The organism is Phaeobacter sp. 11ANDIMAR09, from assembly GCF_001294455.1.
Taxonomy (GTDB): Bacteria; Pseudomonadota; Alphaproteobacteria; order Rhodobacterales; family Rhodobacteraceae; genus Pseudophaeobacter.
Genome location: NZ_LIKT01000002.1, coordinates 13,363 through 37,693, shown reverse-complemented (window position 1 = coordinate 37,693; position 24,331 = coordinate 13,363). Strand labels below are relative to the sequence as shown.

20 protein-coding genes are annotated in these 24,331 nt (G+C 60.1%); 8 read left to right on the top strand and 12 right to left on the bottom strand.

Annotated elements, in window-relative coordinates:
* Positions 1–1,287, bottom strand: coding sequence for an efflux RND transporter periplasmic adaptor subunit (locus AN476_RS01700; RefSeq protein WP_054458984.1), 1,287 nt, complete (start codon positions 1,285–1,287; stop codon positions 1–3).
* 434 nt (positions 1,288–1,721) lie between these two features.
* Here AN476_RS01700 and AN476_RS01695 point away from each other — a divergent pair, with 434 nt between their 5' ends.
* Entirely contained in the window at positions 1,722–2,294 is a 573-nt protein-coding gene (locus tag AN476_RS01695) for an FAD:protein FMN transferase (protein WP_054458982.1), read from the top strand.
* A 231-nt stretch (positions 2,295–2,525) separates the two neighbouring features.
* On the opposite strand, the gene AN476_RS01690 is transcribed toward AN476_RS01695, so the two are convergent.
* From AN476_RS01690 to AN476_RS01665, 6 genes are all read right to left on the bottom strand, one after another.
* Positions 2,526–3,533 (bottom strand): Ldh family oxidoreductase, encoded by a 1,008-nt coding sequence (locus tag AN476_RS01690; protein ID WP_054458980.1) that lies wholly within the window; start codon positions 3,531–3,533, stop codon positions 2,526–2,528.
* 60 nt (positions 3,534–3,593) lie between these two features.
* Positions 3,594–4,241 (bottom strand): DUF3726 domain-containing protein, encoded by a 648-nt coding sequence (locus AN476_RS01685; protein WP_054458978.1) that lies wholly within the window; start codon positions 4,239–4,241, stop codon positions 3,594–3,596.
* A 4-nt stretch (positions 4,242–4,245) separates the two neighbouring features.
* Positions 4,246–5,943, bottom strand: coding sequence for a hypothetical protein (locus AN476_RS01680; RefSeq protein ID WP_054458976.1), 1,698 nt, complete (start codon positions 5,941–5,943; stop codon positions 4,246–4,248).
* Between the two features lie 106 nt (positions 5,944–6,049).
* Positions 6,050–7,594: a BCCT family transporter gene (locus AN476_RS01675; RefSeq protein WP_054458975.1), complete on the bottom strand. Its 1,545-nt coding sequence runs from the start codon at positions 7,592–7,594 to the stop codon at positions 6,050–6,052.
* Between the two features lie 53 nt (positions 7,595–7,647).
* The gene (locus tag AN476_RS01670) at positions 7,648–8,628 is read right to left on the bottom strand and encodes a membrane dipeptidase (RefSeq protein WP_054458973.1); all 981 of its coding nucleotides are present in this window, start codon (positions 8,626–8,628) and stop codon (positions 7,648–7,650) included.
* Complete coding sequence (locus AN476_RS01665; RefSeq protein ID WP_054459428.1) at positions 8,628–10,079, bottom strand: aldehyde dehydrogenase family protein; 1,452 nt, start codon at positions 10,077–10,079, stop codon at positions 8,628–8,630. Before AN476_RS01665 ends, AN476_RS01670 begins: the two co-directional genes overlap by 1 nt.
* A 109-nt stretch (positions 10,080–10,188) precedes the next feature.
* Between AN476_RS01665 and AN476_RS01660 the strand changes: the two genes are divergently transcribed.
* Both AN476_RS01660 and AN476_RS01655 read left to right on the top strand, forming a co-directional pair.
* The gene (locus AN476_RS01660) at positions 10,189–11,115 is read left to right on the top strand and encodes a LysR family transcriptional regulator (RefSeq protein ID WP_083464185.1); all 927 of its coding nucleotides are present in this window, start codon (positions 10,189–10,191) and stop codon (positions 11,113–11,115) included.
* On the top strand, positions 11,112–12,140 hold the full coding sequence (locus AN476_RS01655; RefSeq protein ID WP_054458971.1) for a GlxA family transcriptional regulator: 1,029 nt from the start codon (positions 11,112–11,114) through the stop codon (positions 12,138–12,140). Before AN476_RS01660 ends, AN476_RS01655 begins: the two co-directional genes overlap by 4 nt.
* A gap of 15 nt (positions 12,141–12,155) precedes the next feature.
* Here AN476_RS01655 and AN476_RS01650 read toward each other — a convergent pair whose 3' ends face one another.
* From AN476_RS01650 to AN476_RS01635, 4 genes are read right to left on the bottom strand one after another with little or no spacing between them, the layout of a single operon-like run.
* Complete coding sequence (locus AN476_RS01650) at positions 12,156–12,722, bottom strand: sarcosine oxidase subunit gamma (protein ID WP_054458969.1); 567 nt, start codon at positions 12,720–12,722, stop codon at positions 12,156–12,158.
* Positions 12,715–15,672: a sarcosine oxidase subunit alpha family protein gene (locus tag AN476_RS01645; protein ID WP_054458967.1), complete on the bottom strand. Its 2,958-nt coding sequence runs from the start codon at positions 15,670–15,672 to the stop codon at positions 12,715–12,717. The genes AN476_RS01650 and AN476_RS01645 overlap by 8 nt, the downstream gene beginning before the upstream one ends.
* Entirely contained in the window at positions 15,669–15,956 is a 288-nt protein-coding gene (locus tag AN476_RS01640) for a sarcosine oxidase subunit delta (RefSeq protein WP_054458965.1), read from the bottom strand. Before AN476_RS01640 ends, AN476_RS01645 begins: the two co-directional genes overlap by 4 nt.
* A gap of 23 nt (positions 15,957–15,979) precedes the next feature.
* Positions 15,980–17,230 (bottom strand): sarcosine oxidase subunit beta family protein, encoded by a 1,251-nt coding sequence (locus AN476_RS01635; protein ID WP_054459423.1) that lies wholly within the window; start codon positions 17,228–17,230, stop codon positions 15,980–15,982.
* Between the two features lie 298 nt (positions 17,231–17,528).
* Between AN476_RS01635 and AN476_RS01630 the strand changes: the two genes are divergently transcribed.
* Genes AN476_RS01630 through AN476_RS01610 form a run of 5 tightly spaced genes read left to right on the top strand, consistent with a single transcriptional unit; the run spans position 17,529 to position 23,373 of the window.
* On the top strand, positions 17,529–18,554 hold the full coding sequence (locus tag AN476_RS01630) for a BMP family protein (protein ID WP_054458963.1): 1,026 nt from the start codon (positions 17,529–17,531) through the stop codon (positions 18,552–18,554).
* Positions 18,555–18,569: 15 nt separating this feature from the next.
* Positions 18,570–20,114, top strand: coding sequence for an ABC transporter ATP-binding protein (locus tag AN476_RS01625; RefSeq protein ID WP_054458961.1), 1,545 nt, complete (start codon positions 18,570–18,572; stop codon positions 20,112–20,114).
* The gene (locus tag AN476_RS01620) at positions 20,104–21,153 is read left to right on the top strand and encodes an ABC transporter permease (protein WP_054458960.1); all 1,050 of its coding nucleotides are present in this window, start codon (positions 20,104–20,106) and stop codon (positions 21,151–21,153) included. Before AN476_RS01625 ends, AN476_RS01620 begins: the two co-directional genes overlap by 11 nt.
* A 1-nt stretch (position 21,154) precedes the next feature.
* Entirely contained in the window at positions 21,155–22,099 is a 945-nt protein-coding gene (locus AN476_RS01615; RefSeq protein ID WP_054458958.1) for an ABC transporter permease, read from the top strand.
* Positions 22,099–23,373: an amidohydrolase family protein gene (locus AN476_RS01610; protein ID WP_054458956.1), complete on the top strand. Its 1,275-nt coding sequence runs from the start codon at positions 22,099–22,101 to the stop codon at positions 23,371–23,373. Before AN476_RS01615 ends, AN476_RS01610 begins: the two co-directional genes overlap by 1 nt.
* A gap of 84 nt (positions 23,374–23,457) precedes the next feature.
* Here the strand turns inward: AN476_RS01610 and AN476_RS01605 are convergent, their stop codons facing one another.
* Complete coding sequence (locus tag AN476_RS01605; RefSeq protein WP_054458954.1) at positions 23,458–24,105, bottom strand: glutathione S-transferase family protein; 648 nt, start codon at positions 24,103–24,105, stop codon at positions 23,458–23,460.
* Positions 24,106–24,331: the final 226 nt, after the last annotated feature.

Below are 24,331 nucleotides of genomic sequence, written 5' to 3'. Positions count from 1 at the left end.
TCAGTTGCCTTCCGCCGCCGAGGAAACCGGCACCAATGCCAGTTTTAGACCTGCAACGGGCGGGCTGGGTAGCCCCAGAACCAGGGTCTCACCATCAGACAGACCAGACTGGATGAGCACCTCTCCACCAATGACCTGCCCCGGCACAACCTCGCGAAGGGCAAGCCGCTCCTCTTTGTCTGCCAGATAGACAAAGGGGCTGCCCGTATCGCTCATGTGCAGCGCATGGCGCGGAATTGCGATGCTATCCGGCCGAGCCTGACTGGAGAAGACCACCCGGACAAAGCTGCCTGTATGCAGCGGCGGGCGTCGCAGCCCCTGCTGCGCCACCAGCGGATCTGTCACCCTGACCACAATTCCCATCGTGCCGGTATCTGCATCCATGGTGCCGCGCAGCCGCACGATCTCGGCAGGCCAGGCATCGAAGTTTTCCGATGTCGACAGCTCTACCCGGGCCGTGACACCTGCGCGGGTTAGGGCTTTGGTGAATTGGCTGGTATCAAAACTGCCATTTTGCAACAACACGTTCTGCGATCCGGCAAACACAACCGGGCCAAAACTGCTGGGCTGAACCTCGGCCGTGACCTCTGCCGCGGCAGTACTGTCCAGCGCCATCAATGTATCCCCGGTCCGGACAAACTGCCCGACCTCGATCGATTTGCTGGCCACCCGACCCCGAAACGGCGCGGTGATGACAGATTTTTCCAGAGCCCGCTCGGCCTCGGTCAATTCGGCCTGACGCACCGCCTGCGTTGCCTGCAACGCATCCCGCTGGGCCGGGAACAGCGACAGGGTATTGGTCAGATTGGTCACCGAGGTCTGCTGCGCCAGATAGGTTTTTTCCGCGGTATCGACAGTGGCCTGGGTCCCTGCCCCGCGATCCAGCAGCGACTGCACCCGCGCCAGCTCGGCCTCAGCCACCTTGAGAATGCGTTGCTCGACCAACAACAGCCGCTGCGCGTTTTCCTCCTCGCGAGTCAGCTCTGCGAGATCCGCCTCCACCGCCGCAATATTGGCCAGAGTCTTTTGCCGCGACAGCTCATTATCCGTCTTGTCGATGGCCACCAAAACCGTACCCTTTTCAACGATACTGCCCGTGTCCAGCCCTGCGGCAATGCTCAGGACCCGCCCCTCAACCTCGGAGATCGCGGTCCAGCTGTGTTCTGCCTCAACCCGGCCAAACCCCTCAGCACTGGCGGTGATTTCCCGGCTCACCACCGGCAGGACACGCACCGCCAATTCCGCTTCCTGGCGCACGCTGACCTCAGGGGCCGGACGAGAGGTCATCCAGACAAAGCCCAGGACCCCTAACGCAAGTGGGGGAAGTACAAGAAGAGGGCGCAGGTTCATGGGGGCTACCTTTGTGTCAGGGGCAATCGTGGGTCCAATGCAGAGCCAGAAAACATAAACGTTTTTCCACGGACATTCCGTCGCCAGCAGTCTCACTATTATTGGGACAGAATCCACCTGATTTGCCCGCATGGATCGTGACCGCGTGGCGAGAAGTTTCATCAACACAGGCCGATTTAGCCCCAAATCCGCGTAACATTTTGTAAACGCTGCCTTTGTGGGGCTCAGGGCGGGGAAAATTCCGATAAATTCCACAACACGAATATCACACCAAAAATGTGCCAACCGCAATGTCCTTTGTTACAGTACAAACTTGCCAAATCCACGGCCAGCTCGGGTCAACAAAGTTCTCGCAACCACCCTGGCGACCAATGGCTCTTAATTTCCAGCATATCTTCCTGTTCAGCGGCGGACTGTTCCGCCGCCTTGCAGGCTGTGGCTTTGTGGTGATGCTGGTGCTTCAAATGCTGTTTCCGAGCCTGGGCAAGGCGGCAGGCTCAGGCCGGTGGATCGAAATCTGCAGCGAGTTTGGCGCCGTTGAAGTGCAGATCCCGCTTGAGGATCAGAACAGTCAAGACCGGGAGTGCCCTGGCTGCGACAGTTGCCTGATCTGCCTTGCTGAAAACGGGCAAACAAGATCCACCCAGGTTGCCTCCTTCACGTTGGTCAGTGCGTGCTACAAACGACTCGCCCATCCTGCGCCCATGCCCGGGGGCCGCAACTCCGGCGCAGTTCTGGGCCAGCGCCCAGATGGCACTGCCTGGCATGTTAGCGTAGCCGCCCCAGAGGGAGAGCTACGTGCAAAAGTTTCCCTGTCCGATCGCGCCCTGGCGACATCGGCAGCGGCAGGAACCCTGGGTGGCAAGGGATCAAGCCATATTCTTGACCCTCGGACAGGATACGGAGCGGCAAAAACGGGCCTGATCTCAGAAAAACGGGCCTGATCTCAGTAAGTGCACCTCGGGCAGCATTGCCGGATGGGCTCTCCACCGCTCTCTGCCTCCTGCCTGATGCGGCGGCGCCTGCTGTCACTGGTCAGTTTACCGGGGCAAAGCTGGAATACCTCGCCTGACCCAACCTATGTTTGAGACAAAAACGCCCCACAAACCCTCTGTTCTGCGGGGCGTTTTTTCAGGTCATGACGCAACCCGGTCAGGCTAAAGCAGTGCCTGGCTTTACAGAAGCGCGCGCACCTTTTCCAAGGTTGCGCAGTTCACAGCGACGCCTTCGGTTGCAGCGCGAGCGCGGGCCTTGGCACGGCCATCGCCGGGCAGACGCCCGCCATCCTGATCGCGGATCGAAGCCACCAGTGTCGAGATACGCTCAGCAAAGCTGCCAGCAGAAGTGGCGCCGGGATCAATCGCGATAAAGAATTGACCCGTCTTGGGTGGACCACCCACAGGACCCGAAAAGGGACTGGCCTCAGTCCCGAGGGAGGCCCCGGTCATGGCTGCCGCCATCATTTCGACCATCAGCGCAATGCCAACGCCCTTGTAGCCACCCGAAGGCACCATCGAGCCTTTGAGGCCAGCATCCGGATCGGTGGTGGGGTTGCCATCCACGTCCAACACCCAGCCTTCCGGCACCGCTTTGCCTTCGCGGGAGTGCTTCATCACTTCGCTTTTGGCAATGGTGCTGGCGGATTGGTCAATCAGCACCAGGGCTTCGCCATCGACACCGGGTGCAGCGATGGAGATCGGGTTGGTGCCCAGAACGGGCTTGGCCCCGCCCGAAGGCGCGATGGAGGCTGGGGCATTGGTGAAACCAAAGCCCAAGAGACCCGCCTGCGCCAGACGCTGAGTATGCACCCCCAACACGCCGCAGTTATAGGAGTTCTTCACCGCCAGAACCGCAACGCCCTGTTCAAGCGCCAGCGGGATCAGGGTCTCAAACCCCTTGTCGATGGCAGCATGAGCAAAACCGGTGGCGGCATCCACGGCCACCACGCCGGGGCGCGGCTGGCTCAGCACCGGCTCTGCCTTGCCATCCACCTTGCCACAGTCCACATGGCCCGCGTAGATCGGCACATAGGCGAGCCCGTGCGAGGCAACGCCATCGGCTTCGGTCATGGCGGTTGCCACCGCCAGAGGCCGGGAGTTTTCAGGCGAGGTGCCCGCCGCCACCAGGGCGTCATAGGCGAGGGTTTCGATGTCACTCAGGCTCAGAGTTTCGGTGGCAGTCATCCGGAGGTTTCCTCTTCTTTCAGTTTTGGAACCAGGGCGCAGGACGCGCCCCCTTTCGCATCAGTCGTTGTCGCTAAGACCAGAACCGGCCCCCAGCAGGCGAGAGCTTTCAGTGGCAGGCGCATAGGTGCGATGGGCAAATTCACCCAGCTTGGCCCAGGCTGCTTCATCCACATCAGCGCGCATGACTGGCTCGCTCTGGCCGGTCATCGCCGCCGGGGCCGCACAGCTGAGCTGAGTTGCATGCATGGTGAGAATGGCATCACGCGCCCCCTGCACACAGAGACGCTGACCGTCGGTGGTGAGCTTGACGCCTTCCCAGGAGACGGAGACGGGTACGCCAAGGCGCAGCGCTGCACCGCCCGCAAACGGCACCACCAGCAACGGAAATGAGACGTTTTCCATCTCGATCACCTGGCCAGCCTCCATGCGGATGGCGCAGTCGCTCATCGCGGCACCAGCAATCAGCGGGCTCATGCGGCCAGCAGGGGCCGACCATCGACCAGTCAGAGTCGCGGGGGAAAAATCCACCGCAGGCAGGCGATCATTCAAGGCAAGAAGTCCGGCCAGCATTTCGGTGCCGGGAAAGCTGAAGGCCGAGAGCCAGCGCGTACCCTTGGCGGCCTCTTCAGCAAGGCCCCAGGCCAGACCAGCGCCGCGGGCGGCGCGTTTGCTCATGGCTTCGATTTCGTTCAATGAATGGCTCATCACTTTAGCCCTCCTTCGCAACTGACTGGGCATCTGGATAGACCCAGAAATCACCGTCACGCGTCGACAGCTCTTCTGGATAGGGCGCGTTTCCATACATGCAGATGCGGACCCAGCGGTCCGAACGGGGGTCGAAATGCATCGCCCCAAAGAATGCCAACTTGCAGCGCAGCATATCGATTGGCAGCACATCCTCGGAGATCGTGTTGTCACGGATCTCGGCATAGGGGGCGCGATTGGCAATCTGAGCCCGGCGCACCGAATGGCGGTGCTCGGGGTGGCGCAGCAGGAATTCGGCGACGGGGGTCTCCTCCGGCCAATGGGCCAAGGCGGCAAAGAGCTGGGTGGCATCGCGCCCCGGCGCCAAGGGCTGCTCATATTCCTCGATGGGCTCTTCAAAGCGTTCACCCAGACGCGGCTCCAGCTTTTCTTCAGAGACGTACCAGGCGCGGGCCTTGTTGGCCGCAAGGCTCCAATCGGTCTTGAGCGCCCAGCCGTAAACATCCTGCAAGACTTCACGCAGACGGGCGACGGTCATGGCGCCGGCAATACGGAAAGTGGCGGTGTTATCCGCCGACATTTCATCCGCCAGATCATCCACCAGATCGCCATAGGGCTCCAGCATCAGGGAGACCAGCCATTCCTGACCCTCAACAGTCAGCGACTGCGTGCTCCACTGATAGAGGCTCTCCCAGGGGGAGCTCTGCGCCAGGCCTTCATCTTCCAGTTTGGCGCTGATCAGATCAACGTCAGCCTGTAGGGCCGCCAGCTTCTCCAGCTGAACCGGGTGTTCGGAATGCCAGTTGGCGACCGATTGTTTGTTACGGGCAAAGATATCGTTGAAAACAGCGATCTCATCGGCGGTGGCTGAGGCAACCCCGCGCACACGCTGCAGCGCGGTTTCACGAACCTGGACCCAGTTGCTGAACAGCACCGGGTGATTCAACAGGAACGGCGCCATGCCGAGGCCGGTGGAATTGCCAATGCCCATGCTGCGCGCCAGATCGGGGTCCAGCTTGGCTGCACTGGCCCCCAGTGCCTTAGCGCGGGTATCTGCCATATATTGCACCAAATCACGCACGAACCAGCGGGTCAGATAGACCGAAAGCATCTCGACCTGGAACGGCACGCGGAATTCGGGGCGGTCTGCGATCATCTCGCGATCTGCTGCCCCCAGTTTGCCCGAGCCATAGACGGCGGTGGTGCGCATCAGATAGCCGACGGCATCAATTTGAGCCGCATCGGGTTGCTCGCCTGCGGCCAGCTTGCTGACAACATGTTCCCAGAGGCGCACCGAGCGGTTGGCCCGCGAGACCGAAAGCTCAGTGCCTTTGACGCGGCCAGCTTCCTGTACCGGGATGTTCTGCGACAAACGTTCGATATCGGCGCCTGTGGGAATGCCATCAAACAGGGTAAACGTCGCATCCCAGGCTTCGGCAATCACCCGATCCGAGCGCTTTTCGGCGGGCAGGTCATGAGCATAGGCGATCAGAGAATAGGCGCGTTCCGGACCATGGGCAGTGTAAACCGCATGACCAACACCTTGGTCGTTGATCTCAAAAGCGGTCTGTTCAAAACGCCATCCCTCGCGCGCCATACGGCGGGTCAGGATGCGCATAAAGGACAGGCGCGATTGGTGGATGGAACCAAGGCGGGCAAGGCGCATCACCAAATTGGGGTCGCGGCAAGAGACTTCGGTCATACTAGAGAGCCTTTACAATCTGGGTGTTCGCGCGTTTCCATTTCCTGCCGATGCAGGCAACGGATGGGCACCAGTTAGTGCCCACCCGGAGTTTTCAAGTCTGGCTTCAGCCTTCCTTGCCTTTTGCCAGGGTAATACGCAGGGCATCCCAAAGCGAGGGCAGCAGGATCAGCGAAACAGGCACTGCGGTCACCACGATGAAGCTTTGCAGCTTGGAGACACCGCCGGAACCGACCGAGATCAGGATCACCGCCATGACGCCCATTGCAATTCCCCAGAAGACACGTACGGCTGTCGGAGGATTGTCACCTTCGCTCATGGTAGCGGAAATCACGTAGCTCATCGAATCCCCTGTGGTGGCCACAAAGATGGTGGTCAGGATCAGGAACAGGATGGAGATGATAAAGCCCATGGGCAGGTTGTTGGTGATCGCCAGCAGCGCTGCGGGCAGGTTGAAGCCCTCGAATGCTTTGGAGATGGTGCCGGGTTCGGTCAGTTCCATCGAGATGCCGGTACCGCCGATGATGGTGAACCAGAAGTTGGTCACGATGGGGGCAATGATCGACAGCATGATGATGATAGAGCGGATCGAGCGGCCGCGGGACACGCGGGCGATGAACATCGCCATCAGCGGACCATAGCCCATGAACCAGCCCCAGAAGAACACGGTCCACCAGCCCAGCCAGCCGGGCTCGCCAAACACACCTGCATCACCGCGGAACAGCGCCATCTGGAAGAAGTTGCCCAGATAGGTGGCAAAACCCTCAAAGAAGGCGCTGAAGATAAAGCCGGTTGGGCCAGCAAGCAGCACGAAGAGCAGCAGGGCAGCGGCCAGGATCACGTTGACCTTGGACAACAGCTGAATGCCTTTGGACAGACCTGTCATTGCCGAAATCGTGTAGAGCGCAGCCAGACCAGCAATCACCAGCAACTGCGTGACAAAGACATCGGGAATGCCAAACAGATCGTTGAGACCATAGCTCACCTGCAAACCGAGGAAGCCGATGGGTCCCACGGTGCCGGCAACCACAGCGATGATCGAAGAGGCATCGGCAATCAAGCCGATGGGGCCGTTGATCGCCTTGTCGCCAAACACCGGGTACAGCAGGGTACGTGGCGCCAGTGGCAGGCCTTTTTCATAGTGGTAATGCATCAGCATAACGGTGCTGAGCGAGCCCAGGATGGCCCAGGCCAGGAAGCCCCAGTGCATGAAGCTTTGGGCAATCGCCGGATTCACAGCTGCCTCGGTCCCACCCTCGGCACCATAAAGCGGTGGCGAATAGAGGAAGTGGGCAATCGGCTCACCCGCCGCCCAGAACACGCCGCCACCTGCAAGCAGGGTACACATGATCATCGAGCCCCACTGGAACAGGGTGAATTCAGGCGCGGCCAAGCCACCCATGATGGCGCGGCCACCGGGCAGAACGCAGAGCACCAGACCAATCAAGAAGGTGGCCAGCAGCAGCACCTGCCAATAGAGGCCAAAATAGGTGGCGGCAAAGTTAAAGCCCCAGTCCACCATGGCCGAAAGCCCATCCAGGTTGACCAGCGCGGCCACGCAGAACAGGGCAATAAAGCCCCCCGAGATCAGGAAAAGCGGCTTGTTGACAGCCCCTTCCTGCCCCTTGGTTTCGTTAGTTGTATCAGACATAGTTTTCCCTCCCCGGGAAACGGGTCGCGCGTTCCCGTCACTCACATTTGCAGCTACTGATCCGCAGCTGCGACGAAATTTTCCTTGAAGAAGCGGTACCAATTGCCGCCCATGATCCCGGCGACCTCCGCATCGCTGAGACCGGTGGCCTTGAGACCCGCTTTGATGTTGCCAAAGTCACGGTTGTCCTTGAACCAGCTGGGCATCTCCGGGAAACCGGGGGCGGCGGCAGAGCCTTCGCCATAGTCGATTTCCTTGCTCCAACGTCCAACGCGCATCCATTCCACGATGCTGTCGGGTTGGTCCTGACACAGATCGGTGCCAATCCCGAGGTGCTCGGCACCATATTTCCCAGCCGTATCGGCGATCATCTGGCAAAAGCTCTCGAGCGTGCAGTCGCCCTTGCCTTTGAGGTGATGCGGATAGACCGAAAAGCCCAGCATGCCGCCAGCTTCAGTCACGGCGCGGATGACATCATCCTTCTTGTTACGCAGCGCTGGCGACCAGTCATAGGGGTTGGCATGGGTGATCGCGATGGGGCGCTCAGAGATATCCGCCGCCTCGATGGTGGAGCGATCGCCGGAATGGCTCATATCGACCACCAGACCAACCCGGTTCATCTCTTTGATGACCTGTTTGCCCATGCGGGTGATACCGCTGTCGTAGGATTCATAACAGCCGGTCGCCAGCAACGACTGGTTGTTGTAGGTGAGCTGCATGAAACGAGCACCCAGCGTGTGCAGGATTTCCACCAGACCAATGTCATCTTCCATCGGGCTGGGGTTCTGGAACCCAAAGAACACTGCGGTGCGGCCCGTTGCGCGGGCCACATCGATATCAGAGGCCCACTGCCCCTTCATAATCAGATCCGGGTACTGCTCAAACCAGCGGTTCCACTGCTCGAAGTTCAGCACCGTTTCGCGAAAATTCTCGTGATAGGCGATGGTGACGTGGATCGCATCCACGCCCCCTTCTCGCAGCTGGCGGAAAATCTTTTCCGACCAGTTGGCATATTGCAGACAGTCGATCAGCATCAGACAGGCTTTCCGGCGCTGATATAGGCGGTTTTGACTGTGGTGTAGAATTCGGCCGCGTTCTTACCCTGTTCACGTGGACCATAAGAGCTGTCGCCACGGCCACCAAAGGGTACGTGATAGTCAGTGCCTGCGGTGGGCAGGTTAACGGTAACAACACCCGTGCGCGCATTGCGACGGAAATGGGTGGCGCGCGCCAGGCTCTGGGTGACGATGCCAGAGGTCAGGCCAAAGTTGGTGTCATTCACCACGCTCAGGGCTTCCTCATAGCTGCCAACCTTGATCACAGAGGTCAACGGCGCAAACATTTCTTCCCGGTTGATCGCCATATCATTGGAGGTGTTGAGGAACACGCCGGGGGACATATAGAAGCCCTCGGTGGGCATCTCCAGGCGGGCGCCACCACAGGCCAGTTCCGCGCCTTCGGATTTGCCCAAATCCACATAGGACAGGTTCTCGCTCAGCTGCTGCTCGCTGACCACGGGGCCCATCTGTACGCCGGCTTCCAGCGCGTGGCCGACCTTCATCGCCTGGGTGCCAGCAACCAGCTTTTCAACAAAGGCATCATGCACCGATGCATGCACAACCAGACGCGATGAGGCAGTACATTTCTGACCAGTGCCGCCAAAAGCGCCACCCAGGGCAAGGGTCACAGCCAGATCGAGATCAGCGTCATCCATCACCGCCAGGGCGTTCTTGGAGCCCATTTCCATTTGAACCTTGGTCAGGTTCTGGATTGCAGCGGTGGCAATGCCTTTGCCAACTGGAACGGAACCGGTGAAGGAAATTGCGTCGATCTTGGGGCTTTCGACAAGACGCTGACCAATGGTGCGACCGGCGCCCATCACCAAGGAGAACAAACCTTTGGGAATGTCCTGACGCTCGATGATTTCCGCCAGAGCCACAGCCGAAGCAGGGGTCACATTGGCAGGTTTCCAAACAACCGCGTTGCCATAGCACAGAGCCGGGGCGATTTTCCACGACGCCGTCGCGGTGGGGAAGTTCCAGGGGCTGATGATGGCCACAGTGCCAATAGGCTCGCGGCGCACATCGATTTCAACGCCGTCCCGAACGGAATCTGCATTCTCGCCCAGCTGACGCAGGCATTCAGCCGCGTAATAGGTAAAGAACTGACCAGCGCGGTAGACTTCGCCTTTGCCTTCGGCCAGCGGCTTGCCCTCTTCGCGCGACAGCAATGTGCCCAGCTCTTCGGCGCGGGCCATCATTTCATTGCCGATGGCGTTCAACACAGCCTGTTTGCGCTCCAGACCATAGGCAGCCCATTCGGCCTGTGCCACGCGGGCCTGATCCAAAGTGGCTTCCAGCTGGTCCGCCGTTGCCTGTGCATAGACGCCAACCAGATCCGACAGATCCGAAGGGTTGCGGTTCTCGATCTCGCTTTCGCCAGCCAGCCATTCGCCAGCAATCAGGTTTTTGTGAAGTTCGCTCATGAGATAGGTCCCCGTATCAGTCAGCATGCAATTGCGTTCACTGCTTATGGACTCCGAGCATGAGTTCATTCAAACTCAAACTAGTGAAGTTAATTTCAGGAAAACTGAAATGTCTATTAAGATTGAAATGCTCCGCTGCTTTGCCATCGTGGCCCGACGCGGCAAACTAAGCGAAGCGGCCGAGCAGCTGGGGCGCACGCCTTCAGCCGTTTCAATGATGCTCAAACAATTGGAAGGTCATCTGGGAGAGCCTCTGTTCGAGACTGACCGCAAGAATAAGTTGAGTGCCCTGGGGGAATTTGTCCTGGAACAGGCCGAGCATGAGCTGCGCCAGTTCGACAACACCATTCAGGCGATAGAAGGTTTTGCCAAGGCGCGTCAGGGTCAGGTGCGCATCGCGGCTGTGCCCTCGGTCGCCGGGACGATTCTGCCGCAGGCAATCCTGAGCTATTCCAGAGACTTCCCCGAAGTGAAGATCGAGCTGCGCGATATGGACTCGGCCTCGGTTCTGCGGGAATTGGCCCGCGAAAGGGTCGATATAGGGCTGGCTACTGCCACGCTGTCCGGGGGCAGTCTGCATCGTCAGGAATTGCTTTCGGATGCCTTTGGCCTGGTGTGCGCAGCGTCTCATCCCCTGGCGGCTCTGGATCGACCGATCAACTGGAAGGATCTGGCTCCGCATCGCTTCATCGCCAATGCGCTTTCTGCACAGATCCCGACGGAGGCCTCGCAACGGTTACACGAAAACTCCCTACTCAAAGTGCACAATATGACGTCGCTTTTGGCCATGGTTCAGGCGGAACTTGGGGTTACGATTCTACCTGAAATGACCGCAAAACTGGCCGAATCATCTGGGCTTGTGTTCTGCCCGCTGGTTGATGCCAGCGCGCGGCGCCAAATCCACCTACTGCGCAAAGCAGGAAATCCGGTGTCGCCGGCCGCGCGCGAATTGGAGCGTCAGATCATCAGAACTGTCACTGCGATGCAGCCCCCAATCCCGTCACAGCACCCCGTCGGACACAGGAGGCCTAGATGAACGACGTCTCTCCCCCGCCGCGCGCACCCCATAAGCCTATTACCCTGGGCTTTCTGATCTTTCCCGGCTTTCCCATGGCCTGTCTCACTTCGGCGATCGAACCGCTACGCGCCGCCAATGAAATCTCGGGGGAACAGGCCTTTTGCTGGCAAATCCTCGCCGAAACAGACGGGCCCATTGCCTCCTCTGCTGGGGTCAGTTTTGCCCCGGATTTGCGTCTGTCCGAGGCCAATGACCTGGACCATCTGTTTTTTGTCGCCAGTCCCGATGGCAATTTCAATGATCCTGGCAAGGCCAATGCCGCCCTGCAACGACACCTGCGCCGAGGCGGCAAGGTCGGCGCCTTTAGCGGCGGTATCTTCCCCTTGGCCCGCAGCGGCTTGATGGCAGATCAGCCGATGTCGGTGCATTGGTGCTACGAGGCGGCGTTTCAGGCAGAATTCCCACAGATTGAAATCCTGCAAACCGTGATGAGCGATGAAGGCAGCTGCCAGACTGCCTCGGGGGCGGCCGCCGTGTTCGACCTGATGCTCAACCATATCGAGGCCCGTCTTGGTGCTGCCATCACCACGGAAACCGCCTGCTGGTTCCAGCATCCCTTTGTGCGTGGTGCCTCGGTTCAGCAGAAACTTCCGGCCCTCGGCAATGCTGTCAGCAACGACATGCTGCCCGCCAAGGTGGCCCAAGCGATCGAAATCTTTGCTCAGAACATTGAAACCCCGATCCAGATCAGCGCCGTGGCCGAGGCCATCCATATGTCGTCGCGCAGTCTGGAGCGCAGTTTCAAACGCGCCACCGGGCAAAGCCCACTGAAATACTATAGGCAAATGCGCATGAAAGAGGCCCGGCAGCTGGTGCTCTATGGTCAGGATGCCGTGACCAGCATTGCCTATATGGTCGGCTATAGTTCCCCTGCAGCCTTTCAGCGCCATTACCGCGAAATCTTTGGCACCAGTCCGCAAAAGGAACGTCAAGCCAAGACCTCGCTAAGGATCACCGACGACAGCGTACTGCCGTCGATGTAGGTCCCGAACTTCGGTTCACAGTGCCGATTTTGCCGCCCCAACCAGCGCATGATGCAATGAGGCCGCCGAAGAGCGCGGACCAAGGATCGCAACCGATTGGCTGGGCTCCAGGCACCAGATGAAGCAGCCCAGATGCTCCAGCCGCACGCGGCGGGCCTCTCCGGCAGCCATGCTGGCCAGATCCGCATTGCAGAGCCGTTCCAACACCGCCTGAAGGCCCGCGCCCGAGAGGTCGAAACGGCACCAGCCATCCGTCTGTTCACTGACCGAGGCGCTCTCGCCAAGCGCCTGTTTCAAGTGGCTGGCAAGATCCTCATGTCTGTCGTGTGGTGCCGCAATCATCCACTGATCCGGCCCCATCCAAAAGGCCGAGAACGGCGCGGCCAGGCTGCCCTGTCCTGGTTGTGGCAAAGCAAAGCCCAGATAGGCTTGTGCCTTGGTCGCGCAGAGCACCTCTTCGCCCTGCCGGGCCGCGAGGCTGGCGAGGGCAAAATCGGCGCGTTCGGCGATCTCCAACCCGTCGAAGCTGTCCACCTGAGGGACCTCTGCGCCAAGGGCGGTGATGGGTTTGAGATTAAGCACGAAGACGCTCCCCTTCTGGGTCAATGAAATGCGCCGAGACCACTTCGACCTCGACAGTGCTGCCCTCTAGCGGGTTCGCCGCGCGGAGCTTTTCGCCCATGCGATTGGCGCCGTCTTTCAGGAAGCCGATGCCAATCGAACAACCCAAGTTGGGTGAGAAACAGGCAGAGGTGATATAGCCTTGATCCGTGTCGGCGCTGATTTCGCCGCTGGCACGCATCAAATGCGCCCCGGCTGTCACCGGATCCTGCGCCTTGACAGGTCTAAAGCCCACCAGTCGCAATCCTGCCGCGTCGCTTAGACCTTTGCGTTCGCTTAAGGTATTGCCGATGCAGTCTTTTTTCTTGCTGACCATCCGCCCCAACCCTAGGTTCAGCGCCGTGGTGGTGCCGTTTAGTTCATTGCCGGCGGCATGGCCTTTCTCAATCCGCATTACGCCCAGCGCTTCGGTGCCATAGGGGGTGACATCAAATTCCTCTCCCGCCTCCATTAGGGCGCGCACAAGGGCATCGCCATAACGCGTAGGCACCGCGACCTCATAGGCCAGCTCACCCGAGAAAGAGATGCGGAACAGACGCGCTCGCAATCCGCCACAGAGGGTGATTTCACCGCAGGCCATGAAGGGGAAGCCCTCGTTGGAGATGTCCACATCCGCGTCAACGATTTTTTTCAACAGCTTTCGGGCATTGGGGCCGGCCACGGCATATTGCGCCCAGGCCTCGGTGGTGGAGATCAGCTGCACATCCAGATCCGGCCAGAGACACTGACGGGCGAATTCCATATTGCGATAGGCCAGCACCGCATTGGCGGTGGTGGTGGTGACGACAAAATGATCCTCAGCCAGACGCGCGGCGGTGCCATCGTCATAGGCAATGCCATCTTCGCGCAGCATCAGGCCATAGCGCACCTTGCCCACCGGCAATTTGGCAAAGGCATTGGCATAGACCTTATTCAGGAAGGTCGCGGCATCTTTGCCCTGCACGTCGATCTTGCCCAGGGTGGTCACATCGCAGACACCCACAGATTTGCGGGTCTGCAGCACTTCGCGATCCACCGACTGGCGCCAATGAGTCTCTCCCTGTCGGGGGAACCACTGCGCCCGCAGCCAGTCGCCCACTTCGGTAAAGACCGCGCCCTGTTCCTCGGCCCAGTGGTGCGAAGGCGTTTTGCGGGTCGGGTGAAAGTGTTTGCCAGTGGCGCGTCCCGCCATGGTGCCCATGGGCACAGGTGTGTAGGGCGGACGGAAAATGGTGGTGCCGGTTTCCGGGATAGATTTGCCGGTGAGCTCGGCCATCACCGCAAGCCCCAGCATATTGGAGGTCTTGCCCTGATCGGTGGCCATGCCCAGGGTGGTATAGCGTTTCAGGTGCTCGACGGAGACAAAGTTTTCTTGATGCGCCAGCTTCACGTCCTTGACGGTGACATCGTTCTGCAGATCGACCCAGGCGCGCGACTTGCCACCCTGCACATGCCAGAAAGGCTTCAGTGCAATCGGCGCATCCTCGGTCTGTGGCAGATCAATGGCTTTGGCTGTGGTCCCCAAGTCCCCGAGTGCAGCAACGGCTCCGCTGGCGCCGCCCGCAAGGGCCTGCGCGGTGGAGAGCTGACCATTGGCGGCGCCTGCAACCGTCATACCGCTTGGCAGCTCGGGTCCGGGCACAAAAGCCGCGAGCTCGGCATTCCAATGCGGGCGTCCACGCTGATGGCAGGTCAGATGCACATTGGGATTCCAGCCACCAGACACGGCCAGGGAACCGCATTTGATCTTGCGGGTCTGACCATTGGCGAGGCGCACGGTGACGGATGTGAGTCCCAGACGCCCCTCTGTGCCGATGACCTCGGCCCCAGCGAGCAGCTCGGCCCCGGCAACCGCAGGCGCATCCGCGCGCACATCGATGACAGCGGGCACTTTGACGCCCTTGGCAATCAGATCCGCAGCGGTACGATGGCCATCGTCATTATTGGTGAAAATCACAATCTCCTGCGCCGGCGCGGCAGCCCAACGGTTCACATAGGACCGTACTGCCGAGGCCAACATCACCCCCGGGCGATCGTTGTCGGCAAAGGCAATCGGGCGTTCCATTGCACCTGCACAAAGCATCGCCCTACGCGAATAGATCCGCCAGAGGATCTGGCGTGGCTTGTCGGCCTGGGCCTGCGGCAGGTGATCCTGCACGCGCTCAACCGCGCCGTAGATCCCATGATCAAAGGCCCCGATGACAGTTGTGCGGGTCATCAGACGCACGTTGTCGAGGCTGGCCAGTTCCGCTATGGCCTCGGCCGCCCAGTCAGAACCGGATGCATCGCCCAGCGCCAAGGTCTCAGCGTTGAGGCGTCCACCCATGCGGAAATCTTCATCCGCAAGGATCACGCGTGCACCACAACGACCGGCGGTCAATGCGGCTGCCAAACCTGTAGGGCCAGCGCCAATAATCAGCAGATCGCAGTGCAGGAAACCTTTGTCGTAGAGATCCGGATCGTCCTCGAAAGAGATTGAGCCCAGACCAGCAGCCTTGCGGATGATCGGCTCATAGACCTTTTCCCAGAAGGGTTTTGGCCACATGAAGGTCTTGTAATAGAACCCCGCTGTCAGGAAATTGCTGATGCGGTCGTTCACCGCCATGGCGTCAAACCGCAGCGAGGGCCAGGCGTTTTGAGCCTTGGCCTCCAGCCCCTCGAACAGCTCGGCCACGGTAGCGCGGGTGTTGGGCTCTTGCCGGTTGCCCTGACGCAGCTCGACCAGCGCGTTGGGCTCTTCTGATCCTGCCGTCAGCACGCCGCGCGGGCGGTGATATTTGAAGGAGCGCCCCATCAGGCGCTCACCATTGGCCAGCAGAGCCGAGGCAAGCGTATCGCCCTCAAACCCCTTGAAGCTGCGGCCATCAAAGCGGAAGTTAAGTTCCTTGGCGCGGTTGATCTGGCCGCCAGTCAGTCGGTTAACCTGGTTCATTTGCTGCGCCCTCGCGCTCGGGCCACATCACGGGCCAGTTCCACCTTAGTGATCTCATGGGTCAGAGTATTGCGGGTCACCACCAGCCAGGAGCGATCCCCAGTCTCGTGGAACCACAATTCGCGGTGCGCACCTGCCGGGTTGTCGCGCAGATAGAGGTAGTCGTGAAACGCGTCTTGGGCGTCCTCGGCCTGCCAGTCGGGGCGGTCGATCAGGCTGGCATCGCCGAGATAGGTGAATTCCTGTGCGTCACGCAGACCCAACAGGGGATGGTCGATCATCATCGCTCAAAATCCTTCTTTGCGGGTCAATGCAGGTTGGGCTGGGCGCCCTGGCCCTTTTCATCGATCATGTGGCCGCTGCGGAACCGATCCAGACGATAGGCCTGCGCCACCTCATGCGGGGTATCCGTTGCCATCAGATGGGCAAAACACAGGCCCGAAGCCGGCGTTGCCTTAAAGCCGCCGTAGCACCAGCCGCCATTGAAATAGAGGCCGTCGATGGGGGTGCGGTCGATAAAGGGAGAGCCATCCATCGACATATCCATGATGCCGCCCCAGCTGCGCAGCAGGCGCACCCGGCCCAACGCCGGGATCAGAGAGATGCCGCTTTCCAGCACGTCCTCGACCACTGGCAGATTGCCGCGCTGGGCGTAGGTGTTGTACATGTCAATATCGCCGCCAAAGACCAGCCCGCCCTTGTCCGACTGACTGCAATAGAAATGCCCGGCGCCATAGGTGATGACACCGGGAATGACAGGCTTCAGCCCTTCGGAGACAAAGGCCTGCAACACGTGGCTTTCGATTGGCAGGCGCAGCCCGGCCATCTGCATCACCCGACTGGAAGAACCGGCAACGGCAACGCCGACCTTACCCGCGCCGATAAAACCGCGGGTGGTTTCCACCCCCAGGCATGTGCCATTTTCAACCTTAAAGCCGGTGACTTCGCAGTTCTGAATGATATCGACACCGCGCCGGTCAGCGCCGCGCGCATAGCCCCAGGCCACCGCATCATGGCGCACGGTGCCGCCGCGACGGTGCAGCAGGCCGCCCTTGATCGGGAAACGGGCGTTTTCAAAGTTGAGGAAGGGATAAAGCGCACGCACCCCATCTGTATCGAGCAGTTCGGCGTCATCCCCGGCCAGGATCATCGCATTGCCGCGCCGCCGCGCCGCATCACGTTGCGCATCCGTGTGCACCAGGTTCAGAATGCCGCGTTGCGAGACCATGGCGTTGTAGTTCAGATCCTGTTCCAGATCCTCCCACATGCGCAGGCTAAGATTGTAGAAGGCCTGGTTGCCATCCAGCAGATAGTTGGAGCGCACGATGGTGGTGTTGCGCCCCACATTGCCGCCGCCGATCCAGCCTTTTTCCAGCACCGCCACCCGAGCTGTCTGATAGCGCGAGGCCAGGTAATAGGCCGTTGCCAGCCCATGTCCGCCGCCACCAACGATAACAATATCATAGTGCGCCTTAGGCTCTGGATCGCGCCAGGCTGGCTTCCAGCCCCTATGCCCGCTCAGGGCTTCCTTGATGATTCTCAGTCCGGAATAGGCCATAGCACCCTCATAAATAGCGCCCCCAAAGGAGCAGCTATGCCCGGCAAGAACCGCGCCGCTTTTGGACAAAAACACCACCAAAACCGACAGGCTGCCGAAACAGGCTACCAAGCCACAAAGCACGACAGAGTTGGATAAACGCACAACTTTCCAAAACACAGCCCGCGGCGCATAATATTTAAACAAATATCCCAATAGCTTGTGAGAAACAGGAAAGTATTCTTGCCATGGCCGGTGGATATTTTTACCCTTTGGTCAGGATCCGCAAAGGATCGGCTTTTCCACAGGGGGACTTTCAATGACCAAATCCGTTTTGGGCGCGCCGACGCGCCGTCAATTCCTTGGAACCAGCGCCGCCGCTGCTCTGACCGTGGGTCTGGGCCTGTCCCCTGCGCGCGTGATAGCAGCCGAGCCGATCAAAGTTGCCGGCATCTATACAGTTCCGGTCGAGCAGCAATGGGTCAGCCGTATCCATGTCGCTGCTCTGGCGGCGCAGGATCGGGGCGATATCAGCTACACCTATTCCGAGAATACCTCCAATTCGGACTATTCCCGCGTCATGCGTGAATATGCCGAAAGCGGTTACAAGATGATCATCGGTGAGATCTTTGGCGTCGAAGCCGAAGCCCGCGAAGTCATGGCAGACTATCCCGATGTCGCCTTCCTGATGGGCTCCTCTTTCAAGGAAGACGCCGCAGTCCCGAACCTGTCGGTCTTTGACAACTACATCCAGGATGCCGCCTACCTGTCCGGCATCATTGCCGGTGCCATGTCAAAAACCGGCAACATCGGTATGGTCGGTGGCTTCCCCATCCCCGAGGTCAACCGCCTGATGCATGCCTTCATGGCTGGTGCTAAAGAGATGAACCCGGACATGAAGTTCCAGGTCTCCTTTATCGGCTCCTGGTTTGACCCCCCCAAGGCCAAGGAAACCGCCTTTGCCATGGCTGAGAACGGCGCCGATATTCTCTATGCCGAACGTTTTGGCGTCTCGGATGCGGCCAAGGAAAAGGGTCTTCTGGCTATCGGCAATGTGATCGACACCCAATCTGACTACCCCGAAACGGTTGTGGCCTCGGCGATCTGGCATTTTGAACCCACCCTGGACGCCGCCATTGCTGCCGTGCAGGCCGGGAGTTTCGCCGCCAAGGACTACGGCACCTATTCCTTCATGAAGGAGGGCGGCTGTTCGCTCGCCCCCTATGGCACCTTTGAGGGTAAGATCCCGCAGGCGGCGCTTGATCTGGTGGCCCAGCGCACCGCAGCGATCAAGGATGGCTCCTACACGGTTGCCATCAACGACGAAGAGCCCAAATCCTCTTGATCCGGGCCTGATCGCATGAGCACAACAACAGAGGCGCAGGTTGTCCTGCGCCTTCAGGGCATCACCAAACGCTTTGGTCCGGTCACGGCCAATGAGGAGGTGAGCTTTGACCTGCACCGAGGCGAAGTCATCGCGCTATTGGGCGAAAATGGTGCGGGTAAGACCACGCTAATGAATATCCTCTTTGGCCAATATACCGCCGATGCCGGAGAGGTTGAGCTGTTTGGCCAGCCGCTGCCGCCCGGCGCGCCCCGCGCTGCACTGGATGCAGGCGTTGGCATGGTGCATCAGCATTTCACCCTGGCCGACAATCTGACGGTCTGGGAAAATATCGTTCTGGGCGTTGATGATCTCTCAGGACTATCGCTAAAGCCCAGAGAGGTGAAATCCCGCATACGCGCCCTGTCGGAGCGGTTCCATCTCAAGGTCGACCCAAGCGCCAAGGTTGGTCGTCTGACGGTGGGCGAGCGCCAGCGGGTCGAGATCCTCAAGGCGCTGTATCGTGACGCCAAAATCCTGATTCTGGATGAGCCCACTGCGGTGCTCACCCCGCAAGAGGCCGAGGCGCTGTTTGCCACCCTGGAGGAAGCCATCGCCACCGGGCTGTCGGTGATTTTCATCAGCCATAAACTGCACGAGGTCATGGCGATTTCGCACCGGGTTTTGGTGCTGCGCCATGGCCAACTGGTGGCTGAACGCGCCACAGACAGCACCAATCGCGAGGAACTGGCGGCGCTGATGGTTGGCGCCGAAGTCGCCGCCCCCAGTATTGAGAGCGCAGCGCCCGGCGCCCCTTTGCTGTCGTTGCGCGAGGTCAGCACCCCGGATCATGGTGCAGCACCGGGGTTGAAATCCCTCAACCTCACCTTAGCAGCAGGCCAGATCACCGGGCTTGCCGGGGTCTCTGGTAATGGGCAGGCCGCGCTGTCCGATCTGCTCTCCGGTCTGATCACCCCGGCAAGTGGCGAGATGATGCTGGCCGGGCAATCGATAAAAAACTGGTCTGCCCGCAGTGCCATCGCCCAGGGCATCGCCCGCATTCCCGAAGACCGGCACAAGACCGGCACCATCGCCGATTTTGACCTGACCGAGAACGCCATTCTGGAAACCTATGCCAGCCGCTTCAGCCGCCGCGGCTGGATGGACTGGGCCCGTGCCCGTGCCTTTACCAAGGATCTGATCCAGACCTATGATGTACGCTGCCCCGGCCCTGATATCCGCATTCGCCTGCTCTCGGGCGGGAATATGCAAAAACTGATCCTGGGCCGGGTGTTGGAAGAAGAACCGCAGATCATTCTGGCCAATCAACCCGTTCGGGGCCTGGATATTGGTGCGGTGAACTATGTACACGAACAACTGGCCAAGGCCCGCGATCGCGGTGCGGCTGTTTTGCTCATCTCCGAGGATCTGGATGAAATCATGCAATTGTCGGATGTGATCCATGTGATCTCCGAGGGCCGTCTGAGCCCGGGCTTTGCTCGGGGCAGCATGCGCCCCGAAGAACTGGGCGGTTGGATGGCCGGCCATGGGTTTGACGCGGAGGCCACAGATGCGGCTTGAACCAATTGAGGCCCCCAGCCCGGCACGCCGGATTGTGCCCCCTGCACTGGCCATGGCCGCGACATTTCTGGTAGCCGCCGCTTTGGCGCTGATTGCAGGGGGCAATCCCTTTGCGGTCTTTGGCCTAATCCTGACCGGGGCTTTTGGCTCCAAATTTGCCCTATTGGAGACACTCAACAGCGCCACGCCGTTGATTTTCACCGGGCTGGCCATTGCCGTCGCCTTTCGCGCCAAACTGTGGAACATCGGCGCCGAAGCGCAGCTCTATGCTGGGGCGGTGCTCACCGTGATCCTGGGTACCGGAGCCCTGGGCCTACCCAGCTATCTGATGCTGCCGCTCTGTGGCCTTGCCGCCATGCTGGCCGGCGCATTGTTGTTGCTGGGCCCGGCATTGCTGAAAACCCGTCTGGGCGTGGACGAGGTGGTCACAACCCTGTTGTTCAACTTCATCTTTCTGCTGTTTGTCTCCTATTTGCTTGAAGGTCCGCTGAAGGACCCCATGGGCATGGGATGGCCCAAATCCGCGCGCCTGACATCCGAGGCCCGCCTGCCCCGCATCGTCGAAGGGCTGCGGCTGCACTGGGGCTTTGCCCTGGCGCTGGTCGCCGCCTTGCTGGTCTGGGTGATCAACACCCGCACCACCCTGGGCTACGAGATGCGCGCCGTGGGCCAGAATGCCGAGGCCGCTGGCTTTGCCGGCATTCCCGTCACCCGCGTCATCCTGAAAACCGCACTCCTGTCCGGTGGCCTCGCCGGGCTTGCCGGCTTTTCCGAGGTCTCAGGGCTCAAAGGCGCACTGACGCTCGATCTGTCGCCCGGCTTTGGCTACACTGGCATCGTTGTCGCCATGTTGGCCCTGTTGCATCCCCTGGGTGTGGTGCTGGCAGCGCTGTTTGTCGCTGCCATATTCGTGGGCGCCGACAGTATGAGCCGCGCCGTGGGCGTGCCCAGCTATATCGCCGATATCATGCTGGCCTCGGCCCTGTTGTTTATGGTGCTGGCCATCCTCCTGACCAAATTCCGTGTGCGGAGAGACTGATATGGATCTGTTCGATATTCTCCTCTCTGCCAGTTTCTGGGCCGCCGCCATCCGCATTGCCTCGCCGCTGATTTTTGCCACCCTGGGTGAACTGATCTGCGAACGCGCCGGGGTGCTGAACCTCGGGATTGAGGGCATCATGGTGGCCGGCGCCTTTGCCGGCTGGATTGCGGTCTGGGGCGGCTTGCCGCTCTGGGGCGGTGTCGCCGTGGCGATGATCACCGGCATGATGCTGGGGCTGGTGCATTCCATCCTCAGTGTGCCCTTTGGTCTCTCGCAACATGTGGTAGGCATTGGCCTGACGCTGCTGGCCACCTCGCTCACCTTCTACACCTACCGCGTGGTCCTGCCCGAGGTGTCATCCCCGCCCAAGATCACCGCCTTTCAACCCTATGAGATCCCGCTGCTGTCGGACCTGCCAATTGTTGGTCCTGCGCTGTTTTCGCAAACGCCGCTGACCTATGCTGGGTTCGTCCTGGCGGGGCTGACGGCTGTTGTGCTCTACCGCACCCCCCTGGGCCTTGCCGTGCGCGCCGCCGGAGAGAACCCCGCTGCGGTGGCGGCACAGGGCCTGTCGGTCACCGCCATCCGCATGGGGGCGGTGATTGTTGGATCGGGTTTCATGGCAGTGGGCGGCGCGTTCCTGACGCTCTCGGCCTTTGACAGTTTCTTTTTTGACATGGTGAACGGCCGCGGCTGGATCTGCATTGCGCTGGTGGTCTTTGGGGCCTGGAAACCGGGCAAGGCGGTGCTGGGCGCCGTGCTGTTTGCCGCCTTTGATGCGCTGCAGATCCGCCTGCAACAGACCGGCATTGGTGCCGTGGTGCCCTATCAGGTCTTTTTGATGCTGCCCTATTTCCTATCAATTCTGGCCTTGGTGGTGATGTCCCGCCGCGCCGAAATCCCAGCGGCGCTGATGGTGCCCTTTAACAAGGGAGAGAGATGATGTTTGACCTGCTGATCAAGGGCGGCACCCTGCCCGATGGCAACCAGCGCGATATTGCGATCACCGGAGATCGCATTGCCGCTATCGAGCCAATGATCGAAGCGCAGGCCCGCGAGGTGATCGACGCGACAGGCGATCTGGTTGCGCCGCCCTTTGTCGATCCGCATTTTCACCTGGATGCGACGCTCTCTTACGGCCTGCCACGGGTCAATGGCTCCGGCACTTTGCTCGAGGGCATATCCCTTTGGGGCGAGCTGCGCGACCAGACCACGGTAGACGAGATGGTCGAGCGCGCGCTCACCTATTGTGACTGGGCGGCGAGCCTCGGCCTGCTGACCATCCGCAGCCATGTGGACACCACGCCGGATCACCTCAATACCGTCACCGCCATGCTGGAGGTGCGCGAAAAGGTGAAGGACTACATAGACCTGCAATTGGTCGCCTTTCCGCAGGATGGGCTCTATCGTAGCCCCACGGGACGCGAAAACCTGCTGCGGGCGCTGGATATGGGCGTCGAGGTGGTGGGCGGCATTCCGCATTTTGAACGCACCATGGCGGATGGGGCGGCCTCGGTCCGCGATCTCTGCGAGATCGCAGCCACGCGGGGTCTGATGGTGGATATGCATTGTGATGAGAGCGATGATCCGCATTCCCGCCATATCGAGACCCTCGCCTATGAGACCCAGCGCCTGGGGCTTCAGGGACGGGTTGCGGGCTCGCATCTCACCTCGATGCATTCGATGGACAATTACTATGTCTCCAAACTGCTGCCTCTGATGGCCGAGGCCGGGGTCTCTGCCATTCCCAATCCGCTGATCAATATCGTGCTACAGGGACGTCATGACACCTATCCCAAACGGCGCGGGCTGACGCGGGTGAAAGAGATGCAGGCGCTGGGGATACCGGTCGGCTGGGGTCAGGACTGCGTGCGCGACCCCTGGTATTCGCTTGGCACCGGCGACATGCTGGACGTGGCCTTTATGGGGCTGCATGTAGCGCAGATGACCCATCCCGATGAGATGGCGCGCTGTTTCACCATGGTGACCGAGACCAATGCCCAGATCACCGGGGCCAAGGATTATGGCCTGAAGGTCGGCGCGCAGGCCTCTTTGGTGGTGCAGGACGCCAGCAACCCCACCGAGGCGGTCCGCCTGCGCCCGGCCCGTCTGGCTGTGGTCTCCAAGGGGCGTGTGATTTCCCGGTCTTCCCGTGGAGACGCGGATCTGTCTTTGCCCGGCCGTCCTGCAACCGCGCGCCGAAGGCATGTTGTTTAGTCAAAATATGTATGACCGGTTTGAGCCCTTAGTCCCGAATGCTGCGCGTCGCATGAATGACGGCTTCCGGCATGGCACATTGACTCAGTTGCATGGAAGGCCGGGTTCGGTGGTTTGGAGGCTTTCTCGCTGGGACACGGTTGCCCACCAGTCAGCTAGTCTTTTGTGAGCCTTCAATGCACCAGCGCCCTCCCGTGCTTGCACAAAGTAGGCGATCACCGGCGCTAGGTGGCAGTCTGCGACGGTGAAACTCTGGCCATCCAAAACGCGGCCCTCTTTCGCGATGTTGTTCAGTGCACCTAGTACAGTGTGAGACGCATCGATGCCCGCTGAGACTTCAGCTTCATCTGCGACTTCACCGATAGCGGGCCGAAAAACTCGATGGGCAAAAACCTGTCGGACCATGGTTCGATAACCGTAACTATCGACAATCGAGACTACCTGCGTGACACGTGCCACTGCCTTAGCTTCGGCTGGCATCAATTTCGGCCCCTCAAAAGCCGCATTGACGTACTGAGAAATTGAGGAAGTTTCGAATACATCAAACTCGCCATGGCTTAGGACAGGCACCCGTCCAAATGGATGCCGTCTCAGATAGCCTTCCGGGACATTGGCGGCGAAGGGATCAATCTCTTCAGTTTTGTATGCGACACCCTTCTCGTGCAGCACCACTCGCGCAATACGATTGTAAACACTGTAGCGATAGCCGCGAAGAATGACTGAATATTCCATCCATTCCTCCTACCATAAGAAAGGTCTGTGAAAAAAGCGGCCATAGAAAACAGAAAGCCCAACGGCGGTTCCGTCCCGCACAGCTGACATCCTAGGATTGTAACGATACATCATTCGCGCATTGCCAAAGCGCCCGAACCGCCCCCACGGGGCGGGGGCTTCGCGTCCCGCCCTCCTCGGTTCGAACGCGGTGGCGTCGTGACACAGCTCATAGGCCGCAGGTATC

Excerpts from the sequence above, each read along its gene's own strand:
- AN476_RS01700 (WP_054458984.1), bottom strand. The coding sequence starts at position 1,287 with ATGACCTCTCGTCCGGCCCCTGAGGTCAGCGTGCGCCAGGAAGCGGAA.
- AN476_RS01695 (WP_054458982.1), top strand. The coding sequence starts at position 1,722 with ATGGCTCTTAATTTCCAGCATATCTTCCTGTTCAGCGGCGGACTGTTC.
- AN476_RS01690 (WP_054458980.1), bottom strand. The coding sequence starts at position 3,533 with ATGACTGCCACCGAAACTCTGAGCCTGAGTGACATCGAAACCCTCGCC.
- AN476_RS01685 (WP_054458978.1), bottom strand. The coding sequence starts at position 4,241 with ATGAGCCATTCATTGAACGAAATCGAAGCCATGAGCAAACGCGCCGCC.
- AN476_RS01680 (WP_054458976.1), bottom strand. The coding sequence starts at position 5,943 with ATGACCGAAGTCTCTTGCCGCGACCCCAATTTGGTGATGCGCCTTGCC.
- AN476_RS01675 (WP_054458975.1), bottom strand. The coding sequence starts at position 7,594 with ATGTCTGATACAACTAACGAAACCAAGGGGCAGGAAGGGGCTGTCAAC.
- AN476_RS01670 (WP_054458973.1), bottom strand. The coding sequence starts at position 8,628 with ATGCTGATCGACTGTCTGCAATATGCCAACTGGTCGGAAAAGATTTTC.
- AN476_RS01665 (WP_054459428.1), bottom strand. The coding sequence starts at position 10,079 with ATGAGCGAACTTCACAAAAACCTGATTGCTGGCGAATGGCTGGCTGGC.
- AN476_RS01660 (WP_083464185.1), top strand. The coding sequence starts at position 10,189 with ATGTCTATTAAGATTGAAATGCTCCGCTGCTTTGCCATCGTGGCCCGA.
- AN476_RS01655 (WP_054458971.1), top strand. The coding sequence starts at position 11,112 with ATGAACGACGTCTCTCCCCCGCCGCGCGCACCCCATAAGCCTATTACC.
- AN476_RS01645 (WP_054458967.1), bottom strand. The coding sequence starts at position 15,672 with ATGAACCAGGTTAACCGACTGACTGGCGGCCAGATCAACCGCGCCAAG.
- AN476_RS01640 (WP_054458965.1), bottom strand. The coding sequence starts at position 15,956 with ATGATGATCGACCATCCCCTGTTGGGTCTGCGTGACGCACAGGAATTC.
- AN476_RS01635 (WP_054459423.1), bottom strand. The coding sequence starts at position 17,230 with ATGGCCTATTCCGGACTGAGAATCATCAAGGAAGCCCTGAGCGGGCAT.
- AN476_RS01630 (WP_054458963.1), top strand. The coding sequence starts at position 17,529 with ATGACCAAATCCGTTTTGGGCGCGCCGACGCGCCGTCAATTCCTTGGA.
- AN476_RS01625 (WP_054458961.1), top strand. The coding sequence starts at position 18,570 with ATGAGCACAACAACAGAGGCGCAGGTTGTCCTGCGCCTTCAGGGCATC.
- AN476_RS01620 (WP_054458960.1), top strand. The coding sequence starts at position 20,104 with ATGCGGCTTGAACCAATTGAGGCCCCCAGCCCGGCACGCCGGATTGTG.
- AN476_RS01615 (WP_054458958.1), top strand. The coding sequence starts at position 21,155 with ATGGATCTGTTCGATATTCTCCTCTCTGCCAGTTTCTGGGCCGCCGCC.
- AN476_RS01610 (WP_054458956.1), top strand. The coding sequence starts at position 22,099 with ATGTTTGACCTGCTGATCAAGGGCGGCACCCTGCCCGATGGCAACCAG.
- AN476_RS01605 (WP_054458954.1), bottom strand. The coding sequence starts at position 24,105 with ATGGAATATTCAGTCATTCTTCGCGGCTATCGCTACAGTGTTTACAAT.